The following is a 19,015-nucleotide window of genomic DNA, read 5'->3' on the forward strand; positions in this document are numbered from 1 at the left end:
AAAAATATTTTAATAAACTACAATGTAGTGATTAAAATTAAAATTTGCCTTTTCATGGAGATTTGGTTTTGATTTTTAAAATTATATTTTTAAGTAGTTGAATTAAAATTTTTTAATATTTATAAAAATATTGTTAGATATGTGAGGTAATATTATGCAACCTTTACAAAATGCTGGATATGATAGAGCAATTACTGTATTTAGCCCAGATGGAAGACTTTTCCAAGTCGAATATGCAAGAGAAGCTGTAAAAAGAGGAACTACATCTATAGGTGTTAAAAGTTCTGAAGGAATTATTTTAGCTGTTGACAAAAGAACTACTTCTAGTTTGGTTGAAGCATCATCTATTGAAAAGATATTCAAAATAGATGAACATATTGGGGCAGCTACTTCAGGTCTTGTTGCGGATGCAAGAGCTTTAGTTGAAAGAGCCAGAGTTGAAGCACAAATCAATAAGATTACCTATAGCGAACCTATAAGAGTAGATAGTCTATCTAAAAAATTATGTGACATGTTGCAGTTATATACTCAGAACGGTGGAGTAAGGCCATTCGGGTCTGCTTTAATCATTGGTGGAGTATATGACGGTAAAGCCAAATTGTTCGAAACCGACCCTAGTGGTGCATTGATTGAATATAAGGCAACCGCTATCGGTTCAGGCAGAGCCGCAGCCATGGAAATTTTTGAAGAAAATTACACTGACGATTTAACTTTGGAAGGGGCTATTGGTCTGGCTTTAACCGCTATCAATGATGCCACTGACCATGAAACTACTTCTAAAAACGTTGAAATTGCAGTAATCAAAAATGATGATGGAAAATATGTGAAACTTTCTCCTGAAGAAGTACAAAATTATATTGATGAAGTGCTAGTTGAAGAAGAGGAGGAAGAAATTGAAGATGAATCTGAGGAAGAAGTATCTGAAGATGAATCTGAAGAAGATGAAGAATAATTATTATAATTAGATTTGTTAGGGGATGTTTCAATGGTAAATGTTGATGAAGCTATTATCGCTAAATATGAATATTGTGGTGAACATTTTGAAATATTGGTTGACCCTGATTTAGCAGCAGATTTTCGTAATCCTGATGGTCCAGATGTTGCCATTGAAGATCTTTTAGCTGTTGAAGAAATATTCAAAGACTCCAAAAAAGGAGACAAGGCTTCTGATGAAGCTATGAATAAAATATTTGAAACTACTGATCCTATTGAAGTTTCCAAAATCATACTTGAAAAAGGTACTGTCCAACTGACTGCAGATCAAAAAAGAAAAATGCAAGAGGATAAAAGAAAATTGGTAATAAATAAAATTGCAAAAGAAGCAATCAATCCTCAAAACGGTTTGCCGCATCCTGTACAGAGAATTGAAAACGCATGTGATGAGGCAAAAGTGAAATTCGATCCGTTTACTTCAGTTGACCAACAGGTACAATCAGCCCTAAAAGCCATCAAACCACTTATTCCTATCAGATTTGAAAAAGTCAAAGTTGCTGTTAGACTTCCGGGCTCTGCTGCAGGAAGTGCTTATTCTGTTATTCATGGATTTGGTGAAATTATTAATGAGGAATGGCAACAGGATGGGTCATGGATTGGTATTGTTGAAATGCCGGGTGGTCTTCAAAACTCTTTTGCTGCTAAAATGGCTGAAATTTCAGGCGGTGAAGCGGAAACCAGAACTATTAACTAATTAAGCTTATGGGATTATTATGATATATGTGGAAAATAAAGATTTAGTTATTCCTGGTCAGATATTAGCTGACGATGAATACTATTCAGGAAGAGGTACCTTTAAAGACAATGGTAAAGTTTGTTCTTCTTTAATGGGCCTTGTTTCTTTAAGGAATAAGAAAATTAGAGTTATTCCTTTAAAAAGCAAGTATGTGCCTAAAAAAGGAGATGTTGTTATAGGTAAAATTAATGACGTTAGATTCTCAATGTGGGATGTAAACATTAATTCACCTTACTCTGGAATTTTACCTGCTTTTGAAGTGTTTGGTCGTGAGAAAAAAGAGCTCAACAAAGTTTTTGATGTTGGGGACGTTCTATTTTTAAGAGTTGTCGATGTTGATGAAATCAAAAAGGCAAAGCTCGGTTTAAAAGGAAGAGGAATGGGTAAGTTTAAAGGAGGAATAATTGTTGATATTGCTCCAACTAAAGTTCCTAGATTAATCGGTAAAAAAGGTTCCATGATTAACATGATTAAAGACAAAACTAATTGTAAAATCGTCGTTGGTCAAAATGGTCTCGTTTGGGTAAAAGGAGACGAAGACATGGAACAGCTTACCAAAAATATTATTCATTTAATTGAGGCTGAAGCTCATACTTCCGGTTTAACTAATAAAATCAAAAACAAATTGTATTTGGCTATTGACGGTGAATTGCCACCTGAAGAAAATCAGGAAGCTGAAGAGGAATTTGTTTTGGAAAAACCTAAGCTTCAAAATTTTAAAGAAGAATTAGAACAGGAAGAAAAAGAAGCTGAAGAAAGTAAAGAGGAAAAAGAAGATAAACCAAATATTGCTGAAGTCATTGAAGAATTAAAGAGAAAAAACAAAAAAGATAATCCTTTATCTTATGGTGAAAGCTCAAAAAATTCTTTTATTTTGAATAATAAATAATGATTATTTAATCTTCGTATTACAAATGAGGTTGATATGATGTCAGAAATGATAAGAGAAGATGGTAGGAAGTTTGATGAATTGCGCCCTATCAAAATTGAAGCAGGAGTTTTAGAACGTGCAGACGGTTCTGCTTATTTGGAAGTTGGCGGAAATAAAATTTTAGTAGCTGTTTATGGTCCTAGGGAATCATATATCAGAAGATTATTAGAACCTAATACTGGTGTTATAAGATGCAGATACAATATGGCACCATTTTCAGTGGATGACAGGAAAAGACCGGGACCTGATAGAAGATCATCTGAGATTTCCAAAATCACTGCTGATGCTTTAAGACCAGCATTAATGTTAGAAAATTATCCTCGTTCAATGATTGATATTTATATAGAAGTAATTGAAGCTGAAGGAGGAACCCGTTGTGCAGGAATTACTGCGGCTTCCGTTGCTTTAGTTGATGCAGGTGTGCCTATGAAAGATATTGTTGTAGGCTGTGCTGCTGGTAAAGTTAATGATGAGATTGTACTTGACTTGTCTGAAGTTGAAGATAAAGAAGGTCAGGCTGATGTTCCAATAGCTATGATGCCAAGAACTGGTGAAATCACATTACTGCAAAGTGATGGTGATTTAACTGAAGAAGAATTTGCAAAAGCAATAGATTTAGCTATGGAAGGATGTCGTCAAGTAAGCGAACTTCAAAAAGAAGCTTTAATGAAAAAATATTCTACAGAATAGTGGGTGGATAATATGGATATAGTACCAGAAATTACAAGACAAAGTATAACTAACCTTGTCAAAAACGATAAAAGAGAAGATGGCAGGGAATTAACTGAATATAGGGATATTTCTATTGAAACTAATGTTATTTCTAAAGCTGAAGGTTCTGCTCGTGTAAAACTTGGTGGAACTCAAGTTATTGTAGGTATTAAACCACAACTTGGAAGCCCATTTCCAGACACTCCTGATTTAGGAGTTTTAATGACCAACTGTGAAATGTTGCCAATGGCTGACCCTACCTTTGAACCAGGTCCACCTAGTGACGATTCAATCGAACTTGCACGTGTAGTCGATAGGGGTATTCGTGAAAGTGAATTGGTTGAATTGGACAAGTTATGTGTTGAAGAAGGTAAACATGTTTGGATGTTATTCATCGATTTACATATTATCGATAACTGCGGTAACCTTTTCGATGCATGTGAATTGGCTGTAATGGCTGCACTCAAATCAACTAAATTGCCTGTTGCAACTATTGTTGATGAAGAAGTTGTCCTTAGTGAAGATGAAACATTTGATTTACCAATTAACAATGAATTGGCTTTATGTACCTTTGTTAAAATTGGTGACAAAATGATTATTGACCCAACATTAAGTGAAGAAAGAGTGGCTAACGCTCGTTTGAATGTTGGTGTTACCAAAGATGGTCACATCTGTTCCATGCAAAAAGGTGGAAAAGAACCATTAACTAAAGATGATGTTCTTTACTGTGTAAATACAGCTATAGAAAAAGTAAAAGATTTAATAGAATATCTTTAAATGTCTGAAGGACGATTAAGATTTCTAAATTCTTTTTCTTCTATTTTTTTATTATCTATTAAAACAAATTTTGTATCTATTTTTTCAATCAATCCTTTGATGTGCAATACATCATTTTTTACCAGATCTTCAATGATTGGGATTATTTCTTTATTGTAGATTGAATGAAGCGGCTCTGAAGTTTTTAATTTGTTTTCACTGTCATGATAGGGCACTACTGACTGATAATTTTCATCAATCTCACAGAAAATAGCGTCAATATATTTTTTTGAAACATAAGGGCTGTCACAGGGCAAAACCAATGAGTAATCTCCCGTGATGTGTGAAAGTCCGGTCATGATTCCCGGCATCGGACCCTTATTTTTGATTTTGTCTTCAGCAAATGTGATGGTATAGGAGTAGTCTGAAGGATTGATGAATTCGCTGTATTTATCAATCCTTGATTGGTCGTTTAAAACGATTATGGCTTCATTTATTTTGTGGTTTAAAGTAGAAAGGACATGTTTAATCATAGGTTTATCTTGAATAATCATAGAACCTTTATCACGACCCATTCTTCTACTTTGCCCTCCACATAAAATGATGCAAGATTTAATATTTTCATTATTTTTCATTTCATTACTCATATTAAATCCTCTAAATTCTTATTCTTTCACATATACTTCAGCGGTTTCGTCAAATGGATTGGTTCTGATTATCAGTGCAATCATGTATGGGTAGTGTTTGTATAGATATTTTAAGTAGTAAACCCATTCATAAACCAATTTGTCATACACCCTTTGCATGTCTCCATTCAGATGGCCGAAATCGGCATCGTTAACTAAAGCGAAATCTGCTCTGTGCTCAAGTTCTTCATCCAGGTGAAGTATTGCATTTACCAAACCGGTAAATTCTTCTTTTTCAAGGATATTCGGGTTGTTTATTAAATTAATAATAAATTCCCTTTTGCTTGCAAGCAAAGTCCTTAAATTTTCCAAAAACTCTTCACGTTCTTCAGGTGTGATGTCTGCGGAAAAATCTGTGCTGGAATCTTTAAGTTCAGCCAGTTTATTGTCAAAGTCATTTTCATCCCAGTTTTTGATGGATTTCAGATTTTCAGTATTTGCTTTGTATTTGTTGACAGTACTTAATTGAGAAATCAGTTCATTTCCAACTTCGGAAAAGAATGTGCTCATTAGCATGTCTAATTTTTCAAGCATTGCTTCTTTTTCTTTTCTTTCAATTATTTCATCAAGTAAAAATGCAACAACAAGAATATCCACAGGAATAAAACCTAAATGTGTCCAGATGTAGGATATGATATGTTCTGCATCACCCAAGACGAGATAATTGGAACCGTAAATAATAATTATTAAAACTACCATTACTATGGAAAACTTCATTTTCCAACTTAATCGTTCACTCATTTTTAATCTCCAATTTTATCTTTTTTTAGCAGAAATGATAGCTATCGGGTTTTCACTAATCATTAATATTCCACGATCCAAAACTCGACCATTGGAAATATTCACTTCCATGATTTTCGGATTATAACCCAAATCCTTAAGTTTGTTTATCGCTTCTACTTTAGTGTCAACAAGTATGGCTGTAATTAATATTCTGCCTTTTGAATTTAATTTGTCATGAACTATGTCCAAGATATTTTCAAGTTCTCTGCCACTGCCCCCTACAATGGCAATATCAATATCATCAATATCTTTCAGGGCATTAGATCCATTATCGTTAATTAATGTGACATTGTCTCCAAGTCCGAATTTATCAAGATTTTTATTTGTTATTTCAATTGCTTCTGGATTGGTGTCAATGGAAATCACTTCATGTGCCCTTTGGGCAAATTCACATGTAATTCCACCGGTTCCGCATCCGCAATCCACAACTTTATCATCGCTTGTTACTTCAGATTTATATAATAATATTGCTCTTATTGCTTCTTTAGTTGGTCCTGGAACGTCACAGGATTTAAAGAAATCCTTATCTTCTAACATTTACTCCCACCTTTTAAATAAGTTATTTTCAATTTTCAGAGAGTCCAAAATCTTTCCTACAATAAAATTGATTTGGTCATCAACGCTGTCATGTGTCGAATAAAATCCCGGCATTGCAGGCAGTATTATGGCTCCTTCTTGTGATAATGTTAGCATATTTTGAAGATGAACGCTTCTGAGTGGAGTTTCACGAGGAACAATAACTGTTGGTCTTCTCTCTTTAAGACTGACGTCCGCCACTCTTGTAATTGTATTTGCACCATATCCGTTGGCTATTGATGATAATGTTTTCATGGAGCATGGTACAATGACCAGTCCGTCTGCTTTAAATGATCCGCTGTTTATTGAAGCGGTCAAGTCGTTGAAATCATAGAATGTGTCTGCTAATTGTATGACGTCTTCAACGGCATAATCGGTTTCAGATTCAATGACAATTTTTGCAGCATCACTTATGACTAAGCTGTTTTCGATATTTAACTCTTTTAAAACTTCGAGCAATCTTATTCCATATATTACTCCGCTTGCTCCTGTAATTCCAACTACTATCATGTCAATCTCCTAAAATAGTTTTATCTGGTCATAATGAATTCCATGGAATTTTTCCCTATCGATTTCAGGTAAATCCAGGAAATTTTCAAGTTTGAATTTAGTGAATTTGTTGATTTCTTCTTGTGGAACATATACGCTGATGTCCGGAATATTGAATCTTGCTTTACTGAGAGCGGAGATAATGTTTGAAATTTCATTTAATGGATATAGCTTTCCATCCACGTTGACCTGGGTTTTCATTTCATCAAAACGAGGATACTCTGCAATATTAATGAAAACATAATCTTTATCAATATCATAAACCTGCGCAATTTCCTCTTCCGCTTTCCTTAACTCTTTTTGTTCAATCTTATACATTTTTTCCGGAACTTTGAAGTTGTCAAGTCTGATGGCTTTAACTCTTTTTAAAAGTTGTCTGTTGTCCAATCTGGACATTATGTCATTTGAGTATTTATTTTCACAATGTCTGAATATTCCGATTATATCGGCATCATCATATTTGTAAATGTCATTTTCCTTGATTATATCATCGTCAATTACTTTTTTAAGTGCTCTTCTGAACATGGAATTTACGACTCTGGTTGTGTGGTGTTGGTACACGCTGGGATACATGAAATATCTTGATACTAAAGCCCCTTCAGCGGCCTGAACTCCTTTCATATCCAGGATTAATCCGTCTTCAAGTTGTAGGTTGGAGATAATCCTTTCATAATCAATAACTCCGTAGGCCACTCCTGTATTGTGTGAATCCCTTAAAAGGTAATCCATTCTGTCAACGTCAAGTTCTCCTGAAACTATTGGTCCGAGATATCCTTTACCGTTAACGATGTCTACAATTTCATTAACATCAAATTTTTCTTCAAGCAAATCTCTCATTGATGTTTTTGTAACCACATATTTGGTTAGCTCTTCATGTGGGAATGATAAAACGCCTTCAGACACGTGGGAAAAAGGACCATGTCCAATATCGTGGAGCAATGCTGATGCTCGGATCAGTTCAATTTCATCATCTTCCAGTTCCAGTTCTGTTGCAAGTTTTGAACCAAGATTCATTGTTCCGATTGAGTGCTCGAATCTGGTGTGTGTCGCTCCCGGATAAATTAAACTGATTAATCCAAGTTGTTTGATTCTTCTTAAACGTTGGAATTGTGGCATGTCCATAATTCTTTCTTCAAATTTGTTTAGACTGATGTCGCCATAAACACTATCTCTGATAAACCTTTTTTTCTCAGCCATATTATCAATACCCCCAATTGTTATTGACAGTTTCATTCCATGTGTAATTCCAGTCGTAAGTGGTATTTGTAGTTGTTGTGTTATTGGTCAGATTTGTTTCAACTTTTGGAATAATTGTTGGAACTTCATCTATGTAGTTTGGTTCAAATGAATCATTCTGAATTGAAATTAACTTATATGAATCATTGTCTTCAGTTATTGTTAAACTGGCAAAAGCACTACTAACAGTAAATGCAATTGTTGCTATTATTAAAAATACTATTAGATTTGCTTTTATTGAGTCTTTCATAATAACACTTATTTTTATTTTATTTAAAAATTTAAACTACACTATTATTATTTATTTTAATAGCTAATATTTAATGTTTGTTAAAAAATAATCATTTTAAAGTGATTTTTGTTGTATTTTCATCATTTTAACATTATTGTGCATGAATTCTCGGGCTTCTTTATCCTGCGAGGTTCAGCTTCCTATTCTCTCATTTAATAACTGATTACCACACCATTTATGTCTGAGATGTCCACCCAGGTCGATATGCCTTTGATTTCGTATAAATCACCATTTATGTATTCATATGAGACTTCCTTATTGTCGCTAACCAAATGAACTGAATTGCCGTTTACAGAATCAACCCTTTTTATGATTCCACCATATTCATCAGATTCCGCTACAACTATATCTCCCGGATTAACGTCATGGCTTTTTTTCAACAGGACACTCTGACCGTCCTGCAGTGTCGGAAGCATTGAAGTTCCATCAACATAGACAATAACCGGGATTTGATTTTCACCGATGCTTGAATCGATATTGATTTCAACATCTTCAAGACCATACCTCCTGCAGATGTCATCAATTCCATTTCTCAATGTTGTGATATCTGAAGTGGGATCATTCATTACATCTAAAGCATAATCACAAATCTCCATGTTCATATTTTTGGTATCGATGCCTGATAGGGTATTTGTTTTAACACTGACATTTTCACCGTCAATATAAAGGTCGACGGAATCGTTTACAACAAAGTTCAATGCTAAAAATGCAATTAAAATAAGTACAAGTAAAGCTAAAATAATTTTTTTAGCCATTTTATCACTAATCCATAATATTTAAATCCATATTTAAAAGAGCTTTCATGGTTTCAATATCAATCTGGCCGGGTGCGGTCACATCGGTTCCGGCTGCAAATGTGATTGGTGAGTCAAATTTGGATGCCATAACTCTTGTGTAGCTTCCCAAATCTCCCATTGAAATGGCAATTGTATCCTTGCAGTGTGAAAGAACGGCCAATATTGTTAAAGTGTCCTCTAAATCCTGAGGCATGAATGCAACTTTTGCAATGTCTCCAAGTTCCTGTTCCTTTTCAACGATATAAGTTATTTCATTCAAATCAGGAGTCTTCTCAAAGTCATGGTATGAAACAATGGTTGTCACTCCGGTTTCATGGATTTTATTAATGTATTCGTCATCGCTTTGAAGCTCTATATCCACATAATCGGCCACATCACAGCACTCATATAGAATATTGAATCTTTCCTCTTCGCTGCCTTTAAAAGAACCTCCTTCAGTGTTAATTCTATTGGTGGCTATTGTGGGGAAGTTAATTTCTTCGATTGTATTTTTAATCTCATTGATATCCGGATTTTCCAGACCGTCAATTCTAAATTCTAAAACATCAGCTCCTTTGTCAATACAATCTTTAGCTACTTCAATAACATCTTTGCAGTTCTTTTGAAAAATCGGAATTGCAATCTTTGTCTGTGAATACATTAATTAATTATTTTTATTTTGTCATTAATTAAACTTTCTTTAGATACTATTAATGTTTATATAAATTAAAAAACAAATAATATATCAATAAAATATTTATATTTTATTTATTTGTTAATCAATTATACAAGGTGTTAATTTGAAAATTACTGCTATGGGTGCCGATATATCAAAAAATGATGTATCATGCAGTGCTGAGCTAGTAGAAACTATTGAAAATAACCTTTATAGAGTTAAAGAACTAGGTGCAAGGGATGTCGCTTTAACAAATGTCACTGGTGATGACGTTGTTGTAAGTGCATTTGTTGAAGATGATTTGCTTGAATCTGTTAATGAAGGCATTATTGATGTTTTAAAAATGAGTGCAGAAAATCTGGGCGATCTTTCTGGAATTTCCGAAAATCCTGATGATGCCGGTGAAGGGGTGTCATATGCTCAGGCCAGCATTAGGCCAGACAGATTTCCTGATGCAATCGTTTTAGGTTTTGATACATATGGGGGAGAACCATTTGTAGCGGATGTTGCAAACTCAGCTATTGAAGCTGCAAAAGGAATGAAAAATGTAACTGATGTATCTGACTATATAGAACCAAAAATAAGAAAAATACCTGGGGTGGGCTATGTCTCACCTGAAACTGATGATCCGGTTGTGGTTGCCACCATTGAAAATATTGAATCTGTGGGAGTTGTGGCCGGGGCAATGATTGGTGCCGCACTTGGAAACAAGAATGTTTATTTGGTTAAACGGGGAACAACCTGCAATGTATTGCCGGGTAGCGTGATTTTTTCAGCTACAGCATTTATGAACGGTAATGTAATTGATTTGGCTGTTCCATTTGAAAATAAAACTAGAATATTAAGATAGGAGTATAAAATTATGATTTTGTTAAATGAAGATACAAAATGTTTAGTTCAAGGAATCACTGGAAAACAAGGTTCTTTTCATACAGAACAAATGTTAAAATACAATACTAATATTGTTGCAGGTCTTACTCCGGGTAAAGGAGGTCAAAAATTCTTAGATCAAGTTCCAATTTTCAATTCAATTGAAGAAGCAACCGAAGAAGTAGATATTAACTCTTCAATTATTTTTGTACCTGCAAAATTCGCAAAAGATGCTGCATTTGAAGCAATCAGACATTTGGATTTGGTTGTTATTATTTCAGAACACATTCCAGTTCACGACAGTATGAAAATAATGGCATATGCAAAAGAAATGGGAACCACAATCATCGGTCCAAACACTCCTGGAATCATCTCTCCTGGTGTCGGTAAATTGGGCATCATGCCTACACATATCTTTTCAGAAGGTAACGTCGGTGTAATTTCAAGAAGCGGTACATTAACTTATGAGATTGCAAGCGAACTTACAAATGCAGGAATCGGTCAAAGTACCTGTGTAGGTATTGGAGGAGACCCTGTTACTGGTGATAACTATGTAGATATCCTAAAAAGATTCGATAAGGATGATGATACTGATGCAGTTGTTTTAATCGGTGAAATCGGTGGAACTGCAGAAGAAAGGGCAGGTAAATATATTGCTGAAGAAATGGAAAAACCAGTTGTATCATACATTGCAGGAAGAACTGCACCTCCGGGCAAAAGAATGGGACACGCCGGAGCTATTATTCAAGGATCTTCCGGTACAGTTGAAAGTAAAACCAAAGCTTTGAATGAAGCTGGCGTTGAAGTGGCAATCAAACCATCTGAAATTGTAGATTTACTTAAAAAGGTTATGTAATGTCAAATCAGGAAATTATTGATAAGTTATTAAACGGTGAAATGAAGCTTTATCAGGTTGATAAAGAAGTGAATGCTAAAGAGGCTACCGATATCAGAAGGGAATTTCTAGAGCAAAAATACTCAATAGATTTATCCAACATCTCAAATTACACTTTGGATATGGAAAGGGCTTCAGCAAGAAACATTGAAAATTCAATAGGAGTCTTGCAGCTTCCAATGGGAATTGCAGGTCCTCTAAAAATCAATGGCGAGCACTGTCAAAGGGAAGTGTTTGTTCCTCTTGCAACATCCGAAGGTGCATTGGTTGCATCAATTAACAGGGGGGCATCCACAATCACAGCTTCCGGCGGAGCCAATGCAAGAGTAATATCTGATATCATGACTCGTGCACCTGCAATCAAATGCAGTGGTGTTGGTGAAGCTTTAAAAATCAAACAGTGGTTTATTGATAATTTCGATGAATTAAAAGAGATTGCAGAAAGCACAACCTCACACGGTAAACTAATTAAAATTGATCCTATCTTAATTGTTGGAAGCTATGTCTATCCAAGATTTGTTTTCTCAACCGGAGACAGTATGGGAATGAACATGGTAACCATAGCTTCTGAAAAAATACTGGAAAAATTAGCACAGGACACTACTGCCAATCATCTTGCTTTAAGCGGTAATGTTTGTGTTGATAAAAAACCTGCGGCCATCAATATTGTTGAAGGCCGTGGAAAAACTGTTATAGCAGATATATTAATACCAAAAGACATAGTTGAGAAAAAACTTAAAACTACAACTGATGCAATTGTTGAAGTAAACATGGCCAAAAACTTAATCGGTTCAGCAGCCAGCGGAAGCATGGCATTCAATGCCCATTATGCAAATATGGTTGCAGCTATATTTTTAGCAACCGGTCAGGATGCTGCTCACGTTGTTGAAGGTTCTCTTGGAATCACTACTGCTGAAAACAGAAACGGGGATTTGTATTTTTCAGTAAATCTGCCTGACTTGCCGGTAGCTACTGTCGGTGGTGGAACCAGCCTTGAAGTGGCTCATGAAGGCTTGGAAATTTTAGGCGTTGCAGGTTCAGGTCATGCAAAAGAATTTGCAGAAATAGTTGCATGTACAGTTTTAGCAGGGGAATTGTCTCTTGTTGGTGCAATTGCCGCAGGACATCTTGCAAGAGCTCATCAGCAACATGGAAGAGGATAATATGGATGAGTTTCTTGATGAATTGTATCCTGAATTGACTCTTGAAACTGATGATATAATAATGACTCTGGCTGTAAAAAAGGACTACTCCAAAATCGAGGATTTCGATAAAAGAAAAGAAGAATTCATCAATGATTTGAATGAATTCATTAAAGAGTTCAGTGAGACTCAGGAGTCTGACGATTTCATGAGATATTATGAGGATTAGTATTTGGAGTCATACAAAAACTTGCATGATTACCACAATGTTTAAATTAAATAAAAGTCATATAAATAAACTATATGTCAAAAGAAAAGTTCTCCGAAACTGATATTAAATTAAAAAATTTTATCAAGAATAAACAGCTGTCCACTTCAAGAATAAGGGCGTACAATAGTACTTTCAGAGAGATACATGAACAATTTGGTTTTACCCCATCTACATTATTGGAAACTGCAAGAAACGACCAGAGACCATATATTGACAAAGATACTGGTTCACTAGTTTTTTTAGACAGGGGTGTTCGCCAAAATTGATTTTTTGAATTTTCGTCAAAAAATTTTTGACTTATTTTTTCTTATTTTTATCTGATTCCATTTGTATTTTTTCTAATTTTATTTTATCAATTTTTTATTTAATTTTTAATTTATTAATTCTTTGATTGAATGTTATTTTTAATTTAAAGTGTTTTTACAATAGTTAAGTTTATATACTTGATTATACATAGTTAATATTAAGTATTAGTTATTTTGGTGTTGTTGTTTATGGTTAAAAGAAATTTGGCTAAGGAACAGAGTAAATTGGGCATTAAGACTTTGGATTGTAACATTCCAGGGAAGCATATTTCCCGTTTTGTTGTGGATTTTATTGAAGAAGTTTATCCGATTTTGAATATTAAAGAACCAAAGAAAAAGAAAGGAAGAGACTCTTTACCTATTGTTTCCATGTTAAAATTGCTTGTTTATGCAAAAATCGAGCACGTAGAAAGTGCCAGGATTATTGCAGAGATGGCAAGGTATCATGAGATATATAAATTCGTTTCTGATGAAGTAATGCCATCAGAACGCTCAGTACAAAGGTACAGGAGAGAATACGGATGTTATTTCGAAGTATTGCTCAAAATGACATTAAAAAAGGCATCAGATTTAAAATTAACAAAGTTTAATCATGTTGCAGTTGATGGAACCATCAAAAAAGCATACAATTCCAACAACAATGTCATCAGCAAAAAAGAAACACAAATATTGCTCGATTACTTCAGCGGACTATCAGTTGATCCTGAAAAGCTAGAAAAACTCCACAAACCCGCCAAAAACATACTCGAAAATAAAGACACGGATATTGAAGATAAAATAGAACTATTATATGACATTAAAACACAATTCACATTCACAGGACAAGATACAATACCAGTAAATGATATTGAAGCAAGATTCATGAAAGGTATGAAAGGAAACTCCCTCATTGCCTATAATATCCAATCTGCAGTCGATTACGATACCAAACTAATCTGCGCAATAAACGTCACGCAAAACCCAACAGACCATTATGAACTACCAGCAATCGCAGAAAGAGTAATACAAAACATACAAACCACTCCAAAATACATAAGCGCCGACACAATATATTTAAACCAAATAAGCTTATCCTACCTCGCAGATAAAAAAATAGAAGGATTAATACCAAATAGAAAACAATCCAAAGAAAAAATAGGAAAATTAAACCCAAATCCCTACCACAAAGACAATTTCGAATACGATTACAAACTAGACACATTCAAATGCCCAGAAAACAACTATCTGCACTTTTTCGGAAAATACATAGAACCACACAAAGACCCAGAAAAACCAGACAAAATAAAAAGAATATACAACAATTATGATGCATGTAAGAACTGCAAAGCACGAAACAAATGCTGTTCAAGCTCACAAACACACAGAACCATCACAGAATACGGCTCTGAAATGCAAAAAGCAATGAATCAGAAAATGGAAAAACAAGAATATAAAGACGAATATGCCAAAAGATCAAGTGTTGAAGGACCATTTGGAATATTAAAAGAACAATTCGACATAGAAAAAGAAGTGGTCATCGGAATGGTCAGAACAGAAGAAAGACTCAACCTAGATGCTCTGGCATATAACTTAATCAGATTATACAACATGACACAGGAAATAAAAAATTCAAAAGAAGATTTAGAAAATTTCTGCGAACGAGAATCAGTAATACATCAATTAAAACTCGATGTGACCATATTCTAGAGCAGATCTACTCATCCGTCAAAAATCAATTTTGGCGGACACCCTAGGATGTTTGCTGAAATTGATTTTTTTTTTTGATTTTGTGCTGAAAATTTTTGACTTATTTCTTCTTGTTTTGCATTGATTAAATTTAATTTCGCTACAATTAAATGCATTATCACCAACATTTGTAGCATTTAATTAAAGCAATATTTGATTTGCTGAATTCAATTACATCCATCATTTAACATTTAAGTTCATATATATGCTGTAAACAATGAAATGTGATTTCTCCGTAGTAATGTTTCATGGCAAATAATGATTAATCATATGTATCAGCATTCATTGATGAAGTATTTTGAGCGACAGGCCATATTTTCATCAACATTGTCCATTTGCCGAATTGCTTCCTCGTTTATTTGAAAAGAAGATTGATGGTGTTTTCAAGACTAATTCCATGCTTTTCTATTTCTTTTACTTTTTCATTTGGCTGTCTGTTAAATCAAATTCCATTTAAGTCATTGTTTCAAATCATTAAATAACATTATTTAGCGATGATTTTTATAAATTGGACATGATATGCTATTTAAATTGGATATTTTTTAGCTATTTTATACATTAAAATTAGATGTGAGTCCAATGTAATGGTTAAGGCCAATATGGGCTATATAATGTCATATTAAAAAAATAAAAAAAGAGCAAGTGCATTTGCACTTACTTAATTGTTATTTTTACAGATTTGCTTGCTGATTCGTAAGTGTTGTCACCAGCGTATTTAATGGAAGCTGAGAATTTGCCTTTTTTGATTATTTTAAGGCTGAATGTTGCTTGACCTTTAGCATTTGTTTTTGCTGTGTAGGTTTTTCCATTGATTTTCATGGTGACTTTTTTGCCTGCAGCGAAGTATGTTTTACCGTCAGCGGATGCTCCTTTGATTGTTTTGAGTGTTACTGTGTACTTTTTGGTTTTAGCGGATGCTTTGTATGTTTTTGCAGCGGCACTTATTGTAACAGGTTTTTTGGTTATGGTAATCAGATATACTGAGAGGGTTGCGTTGTAGTCTTCATCACCTAAGAAAGCAACAGCAAATGTTAATCTGTTTGCATCTTGTAAGTTGATTTGTACTCTAGCGAAACCGTTTTCATCAGTTGTTCTCTCTAATGATTTACCATTGTAACCAATATAAACTGTTTTGTTTGCAAGTGGAACGCCGTTTGCGTCAACCAATTGTACAGTGAAGTTTTGTCCTCTTTCACCAGCCCTATACTCAATAGCGCTTTGAGTGTAGTTATTACCTACAATAACAGTTGAAGCTCTCACAGGCGCTAAATCTTTAATAGTAATTGTAGTATTTACCGGTGAAATTAAATCACTTCCAGCATACTTCAATTCAACAACACTATTTGAAGAAGCATTGATTGAAACGATACCCTTATCATCTGTTTTTGCAGTGAATGCTTTGCCGTTGATTGTGTAGGTCAAATCAGCGTTTGCGATTGGAGCGCCTGTACCGTCAACCAATTTGACTGTTATTACAGCATCACCTGATATGACAATTTCTGTAAACTCACTTGCCTTAGGACCAACGCTGATTGCTTTGGTGAGTTTGCTAGGAGCGTGAGTTTCATCGCCGTTGTATACAACTTCGACAGTGTGTTCACCGACATCAAGTCCAGGAATAGTGTAGTTGGCTTTGCCGTCCACAATAGGAACTTCAGTTGCAACTCCATCAACAATTACAGTTACGTTTCCGGTTGCTCCAGGGGCATCAACAGTAATTGGGGTGTCTTCACCCGCTTTGATGTCGCTTGGAACATCAACTGTGATGTTTGCTTCAGGTTTTGGAGCTTTGACTGTGAAGTCTTGGGAAGTTACGTTGGTGTTGTATCTGGAATCGCCTAAGTAGGTTGCAACTACAGTGTAGTCTCCAGGAACCAATATGTCATAGAGATATCCGACACCGTTTACGACATCAACATAGAGGACGTAGTATTCAGGACCTGTTACTTCAAGTTTGACAAGGCCTGTGGCATTTGGATTAACGTTGACTGTAAATGTGACGTTATTCTCATCAATGCCTAAATCCATGCTGATTGTTGTGTTTTCTTTTGCAACATCAACAACAGTGAATGTCACAATAGTGCTGTTTTGATTGAAGTTGTCATCACCGAGATAGGTTAAATCTGCAGTGTAGCTACCTGCTGCGAAGGTGTTGATGAATGAACCTTCACCATTGACAAGTTCTACATTGAAAATGCTATCTCCAATCTTAACTTTGACAAATCCTGTAGCGTTAGCGTCAACATTAACGTCAATGGTTACGCGATAACCGTTAACGTAGGCATCCGCCTTGATAGGAGTGTCGACTTTTACGTGTCCTTTGACTGTGAATTGCTCAGAAGTAATGTTGGTGTTAAACTTGTCATCACCCATGTAGGTTGCAACTACAGTGTAATCTCCAGGAACTAGAATGTCATAGAGATATGCAACTCCGTCAATAACATCCACATACAATACGTAATGTTCAGGACCGGTTACTTCGTATTTTACGATACCGGTAGCCCTATTATCGACATTGGCATAGAATGTTACGTTGTTTTCATCAACACCGATGTCAATGCTGATTGGAGTGGACTCTTTTACAGGATCAACGACTGTGAATGTCACAATAGTGCTGTTTTGGTTGAAGTTGTCATCACCGAGATATGTTAAGTCTGCGTAGTAACTTCCAGCAACCAGATTGGTGGTTACTGAACCTGCACCGTCAATCAATTCTACATTGAAGATGGTGTCTCCCAATTTGACTTTAACGAAACCTGTTGCAGTAGCGTCAACATTAACATCAATGGTTACGCGGTATCCGTTAACATCAGCGCCGGCTGAAATTGGAGTGTCCTTCTTGATGTGTCCTGCGACTGTGAATTTCTCGGAAGTTATGTTTGAGTTGAATCTGCCATCACCCATGTAGGTTGCATATACTGTATAGTCTCCAGGAACGAGGATATCATAGAGGTATCCTACACCGTCTTCAACATCTACGTATAGGAGATAGTGTTCAGGACCTATTACTTCATATTTTACAAGACCTGTAGCTCTATTATCGACATTTGCAGTGAATGTGACGTTGGTTTCGAATCCTCCGATATCAATGCTGATTGGAGTGGACTCTTTAACAGGGTCAACAACTGTGAATGTCACTTTGGTAGCGTTTTGGTTGAAGTTGTCATCACCCAGATATGTTAAATCTACATAGTAACTTCCGGCAGCCAAAGTGGTAATCAATGAACCTGCGCCGTTGGTTAATTCGATATTTGCAATTGTGTCTGCCAGTTTTACTCTAACAAATCCGGTTGCATTTGGATTTACATTAACGGTTATGGTTGTGCGGTAACCATTGATATTAGCATCAGCATCAATTGCAGTGTTCTGTTTTTCATGACCTTTCACTGTGAATGATTGTGTTGTGATGTTGGTGTTGAATCTTGCATCGCCCATGTATGTCGCAATTACAGTATAATCGCCAGCAACCAGAATGTCTTCAAGTATTGCTTTACCATTTATGACATCTGCATATACTGTGTATTCTTCGGTTCCGGTTACTTCGAATTTGGCAATGCCAGTAGCGTCAGAATCAACATCCACAATATAAACAACATCATTTTCATCAATCACAACATTTAAATCAATGTCCGTATTTTCTTTTACAGGGTCTATAATGACAAATTCCAAACTGGTACTGTTTTCGTTGTAGTTGTCGTCTCCAATGTATCTGATTGCAAAGTTGTAGCTTCCGGCATGTAAAGTGTTATTTACTGAAGTAGCGCCGTTCTCTAGTGCCAAATAAATGGTGGAATCCTTGGTTGTCAGTTCAATGAATCCTGTTGCGTTTGGATTTACATTAACATTGATTTCTGCAGTATATCCGTTTATTTTAACATTTGCATCAATTGTAGTGTTTTGCTTTGTGTGTCCTTTAATTGTGAAGCTTTCAGAGGTTACATTGGTGTTGTATTTATCATCGCCCATGTATGTCGCAATTACAGTGTAATCACCAGTATCTAGAATATCTACAAGTATTGCTTTACCATCAATGACATCAGCATATACAAGGTATTCTTCAGTTCCGGTTACTTTGAATTTGACAAGACCAGTAGCATCAGAATTAA

At 35.2% G+C, this 19,015-nt stretch carries 21 protein-coding genes; 12 read left to right on the forward strand and 9 right to left on the reverse strand.

Annotated features, from left to right (window positions below; translation table 11 throughout):
* Nucleotides 1-154: 154 nt before the first annotated feature.
* The 5 genes from psmA to rrp42 are packed head-to-tail and all read left to right on the forward strand — an operon-like array spanning nt 155 to nt 4,148.
* Entirely contained in the window at nt 155-952 is a 798-nt protein-coding gene (psmA, locus tag Q0W04_RS06370; protein ID WP_298501293.1) for an archaeal proteasome endopeptidase complex subunit alpha, read from the forward strand.
* 33 nt (nt 953-985) lie between these two features.
* Nucleotides 986-1,687, forward strand: a complete 702-nt coding sequence (locus Q0W04_RS06375; protein ID WP_298501294.1) for a ribosome assembly factor SBDS — start codon at nt 986-988, stop codon at nt 1,685-1,687.
* A gap of 19 nt (nt 1,688-1,706) precedes the next feature.
* Nucleotides 1,707-2,618, forward strand: a complete 912-nt coding sequence (gene rrp4 / locus Q0W04_RS06380; RefSeq protein ID WP_298501295.1) for an exosome complex RNA-binding protein Rrp4 — start codon at nt 1,707-1,709, stop codon at nt 2,616-2,618.
* Between the two features lie 36 nt (nt 2,619-2,654).
* Nucleotides 2,655-3,350 (forward strand): exosome complex exonuclease Rrp41, encoded by a 696-nt coding sequence (rrp41, locus tag Q0W04_RS06385; RefSeq protein WP_298501296.1) that lies wholly within the window; start codon nt 2,655-2,657, stop codon nt 3,348-3,350.
* A gap of 12 nt (nt 3,351-3,362) precedes the next feature.
* Entirely contained in the window at nt 3,363-4,148 is a 786-nt protein-coding gene (rrp42, locus tag Q0W04_RS06390) for an exosome complex protein Rrp42 (protein WP_298501297.1), read from the forward strand.
* Here rrp42 and Q0W04_RS06395 read toward each other — a convergent pair.
* The 8 genes from Q0W04_RS06395 to aroD all read right to left on the reverse strand — a co-directional run bounded on the left by Q0W04_RS06395 (nt 4,145) and on the right by aroD (nt 9,686).
* A complete protein-coding gene (locus tag Q0W04_RS06395) occupies nt 4,145-4,774 on the reverse strand; it encodes a molybdenum cofactor guanylyltransferase (RefSeq protein ID WP_298501298.1) in 630 nt (209 codons plus the stop codon). The genes rrp42 and Q0W04_RS06395 overlap by 4 nt on opposite strands.
* A gap of 18 nt (nt 4,775-4,792) precedes the next feature.
* Nucleotides 4,793-5,554, reverse strand: a complete 762-nt coding sequence (locus Q0W04_RS06400; protein WP_298501299.1) for a hypothetical protein — start codon at nt 5,552-5,554, stop codon at nt 4,793-4,795.
* A 15-nt stretch (nt 5,555-5,569) separates the two neighbouring features.
* The gene (gene cbiT, locus Q0W04_RS06405) at nt 5,570-6,133 is read right to left on the reverse strand and encodes a precorrin-6Y C5,15-methyltransferase (decarboxylating) subunit CbiT (RefSeq protein WP_298501300.1); all 564 of its coding nucleotides are present in this window, start codon (nt 6,131-6,133) and stop codon (nt 5,570-5,572) included.
* The gene (locus Q0W04_RS06410) at nt 6,134-6,682 is read right to left on the reverse strand and encodes a UbiX family flavin prenyltransferase (RefSeq protein ID WP_298501301.1); all 549 of its coding nucleotides are present in this window, start codon (nt 6,680-6,682) and stop codon (nt 6,134-6,136) included. It lies immediately after the preceding gene.
* Between the two features lie 9 nt (nt 6,683-6,691).
* Nucleotides 6,692-7,918: an HD domain-containing protein gene (locus tag Q0W04_RS06415; RefSeq protein ID WP_298501302.1), complete on the reverse strand. Its 1,227-nt coding sequence runs from the start codon at nt 7,916-7,918 to the stop codon at nt 6,692-6,694.
* Between the two features lie 4 nt (nt 7,919-7,922).
* A complete protein-coding gene (locus Q0W04_RS06420; RefSeq protein WP_298501303.1) occupies nt 7,923-8,207 on the reverse strand; it encodes a hypothetical protein in 285 nt (94 codons plus the stop codon).
* 194 nt (nt 8,208-8,401) lie between these two features.
* Complete coding sequence (locus Q0W04_RS06425; RefSeq protein WP_298501304.1) at nt 8,402-9,004, reverse strand: S24 family peptidase; 603 nt, start codon at nt 9,002-9,004, stop codon at nt 8,402-8,404.
* Nucleotides 9,005-9,011: 7 nt separating this feature from the next.
* The gene (gene aroD, locus Q0W04_RS06430) at nt 9,012-9,686 is read right to left on the reverse strand and encodes a type I 3-dehydroquinate dehydratase (RefSeq protein WP_298501305.1); all 675 of its coding nucleotides are present in this window, start codon (nt 9,684-9,686) and stop codon (nt 9,012-9,014) included.
* Between the two features lie 139 nt (nt 9,687-9,825).
* On the opposite strand from aroD, the gene Q0W04_RS06435 reads away from it, so the two are divergent.
* From Q0W04_RS06435 to Q0W04_RS06465, 7 genes are all read left to right on the forward strand, one after another.
* Nucleotides 9,826-10,551 carry a hypothetical protein gene (locus tag Q0W04_RS06435; protein ID WP_298501306.1) on the forward strand — a complete coding sequence of 242 codons (726 nt, stop codon included), beginning with the start codon at nt 9,826-9,828 and terminating at the stop codon, nt 10,549-10,551.
* A gap of 12 nt (nt 10,552-10,563) precedes the next feature.
* Nucleotides 10,564-11,427, forward strand: a complete 864-nt coding sequence (gene sucD / locus Q0W04_RS06440) for a succinate--CoA ligase subunit alpha (RefSeq protein ID WP_298501307.1) — start codon at nt 10,564-10,566, stop codon at nt 11,425-11,427.
* On the forward strand, nt 11,427-12,629 hold the full coding sequence (hmgA, locus tag Q0W04_RS06445) for a hydroxymethylglutaryl-CoA reductase (NADPH) (RefSeq protein WP_298501308.1): 1,203 nt from the start codon (nt 11,427-11,429) through the stop codon (nt 12,627-12,629). Before sucD ends, hmgA begins: the two co-directional genes overlap by 1 nt.
* Nucleotides 12,616-12,837: a hypothetical protein gene (locus tag Q0W04_RS06450; protein ID WP_298501309.1), complete on the forward strand. Its 222-nt coding sequence runs from the start codon at nt 12,616-12,618 to the stop codon at nt 12,835-12,837. The genes hmgA and Q0W04_RS06450 overlap by 14 nt, the downstream gene beginning before the upstream one ends.
* 74 nt (nt 12,838-12,911) lie before the next feature.
* Complete coding sequence (locus tag Q0W04_RS06455) at nt 12,912-13,145, forward strand: hypothetical protein (RefSeq protein WP_298501310.1); 234 nt, start codon at nt 12,912-12,914, stop codon at nt 13,143-13,145.
* A 228-nt stretch (nt 13,146-13,373) separates the two neighbouring features.
* The gene (locus Q0W04_RS06460; RefSeq protein ID WP_298501311.1) at nt 13,374-14,870 is read left to right on the forward strand and encodes a transposase; all 1,497 of its coding nucleotides are present in this window, start codon (nt 13,374-13,376) and stop codon (nt 14,868-14,870) included.
* A 337-nt stretch (nt 14,871-15,207) separates the two neighbouring features.
* Nucleotides 15,208-15,366, forward strand: a complete 159-nt coding sequence (locus Q0W04_RS06465; protein WP_298501312.1) for a hypothetical protein — start codon at nt 15,208-15,210, stop codon at nt 15,364-15,366.
* A 197-nt stretch (nt 15,367-15,563) separates the two neighbouring features.
* Here Q0W04_RS06465 and Q0W04_RS06470 read toward each other — a convergent pair.
* Nucleotides 15,564-19,015: Ig-like domain repeat protein (locus tag Q0W04_RS06470; protein ID WP_298501313.1), on the reverse strand; the 3,452-nt coding region annotated here is incomplete at its 5' end.

The sequence above is a fragment of the uncultured Methanobrevibacter sp. genome (genome assembly GCF_947170395.1).
Lineage (GTDB): Archaea > Methanobacteriota > Methanobacteria > Methanobacteriales > Methanobacteriaceae > Methanocatella.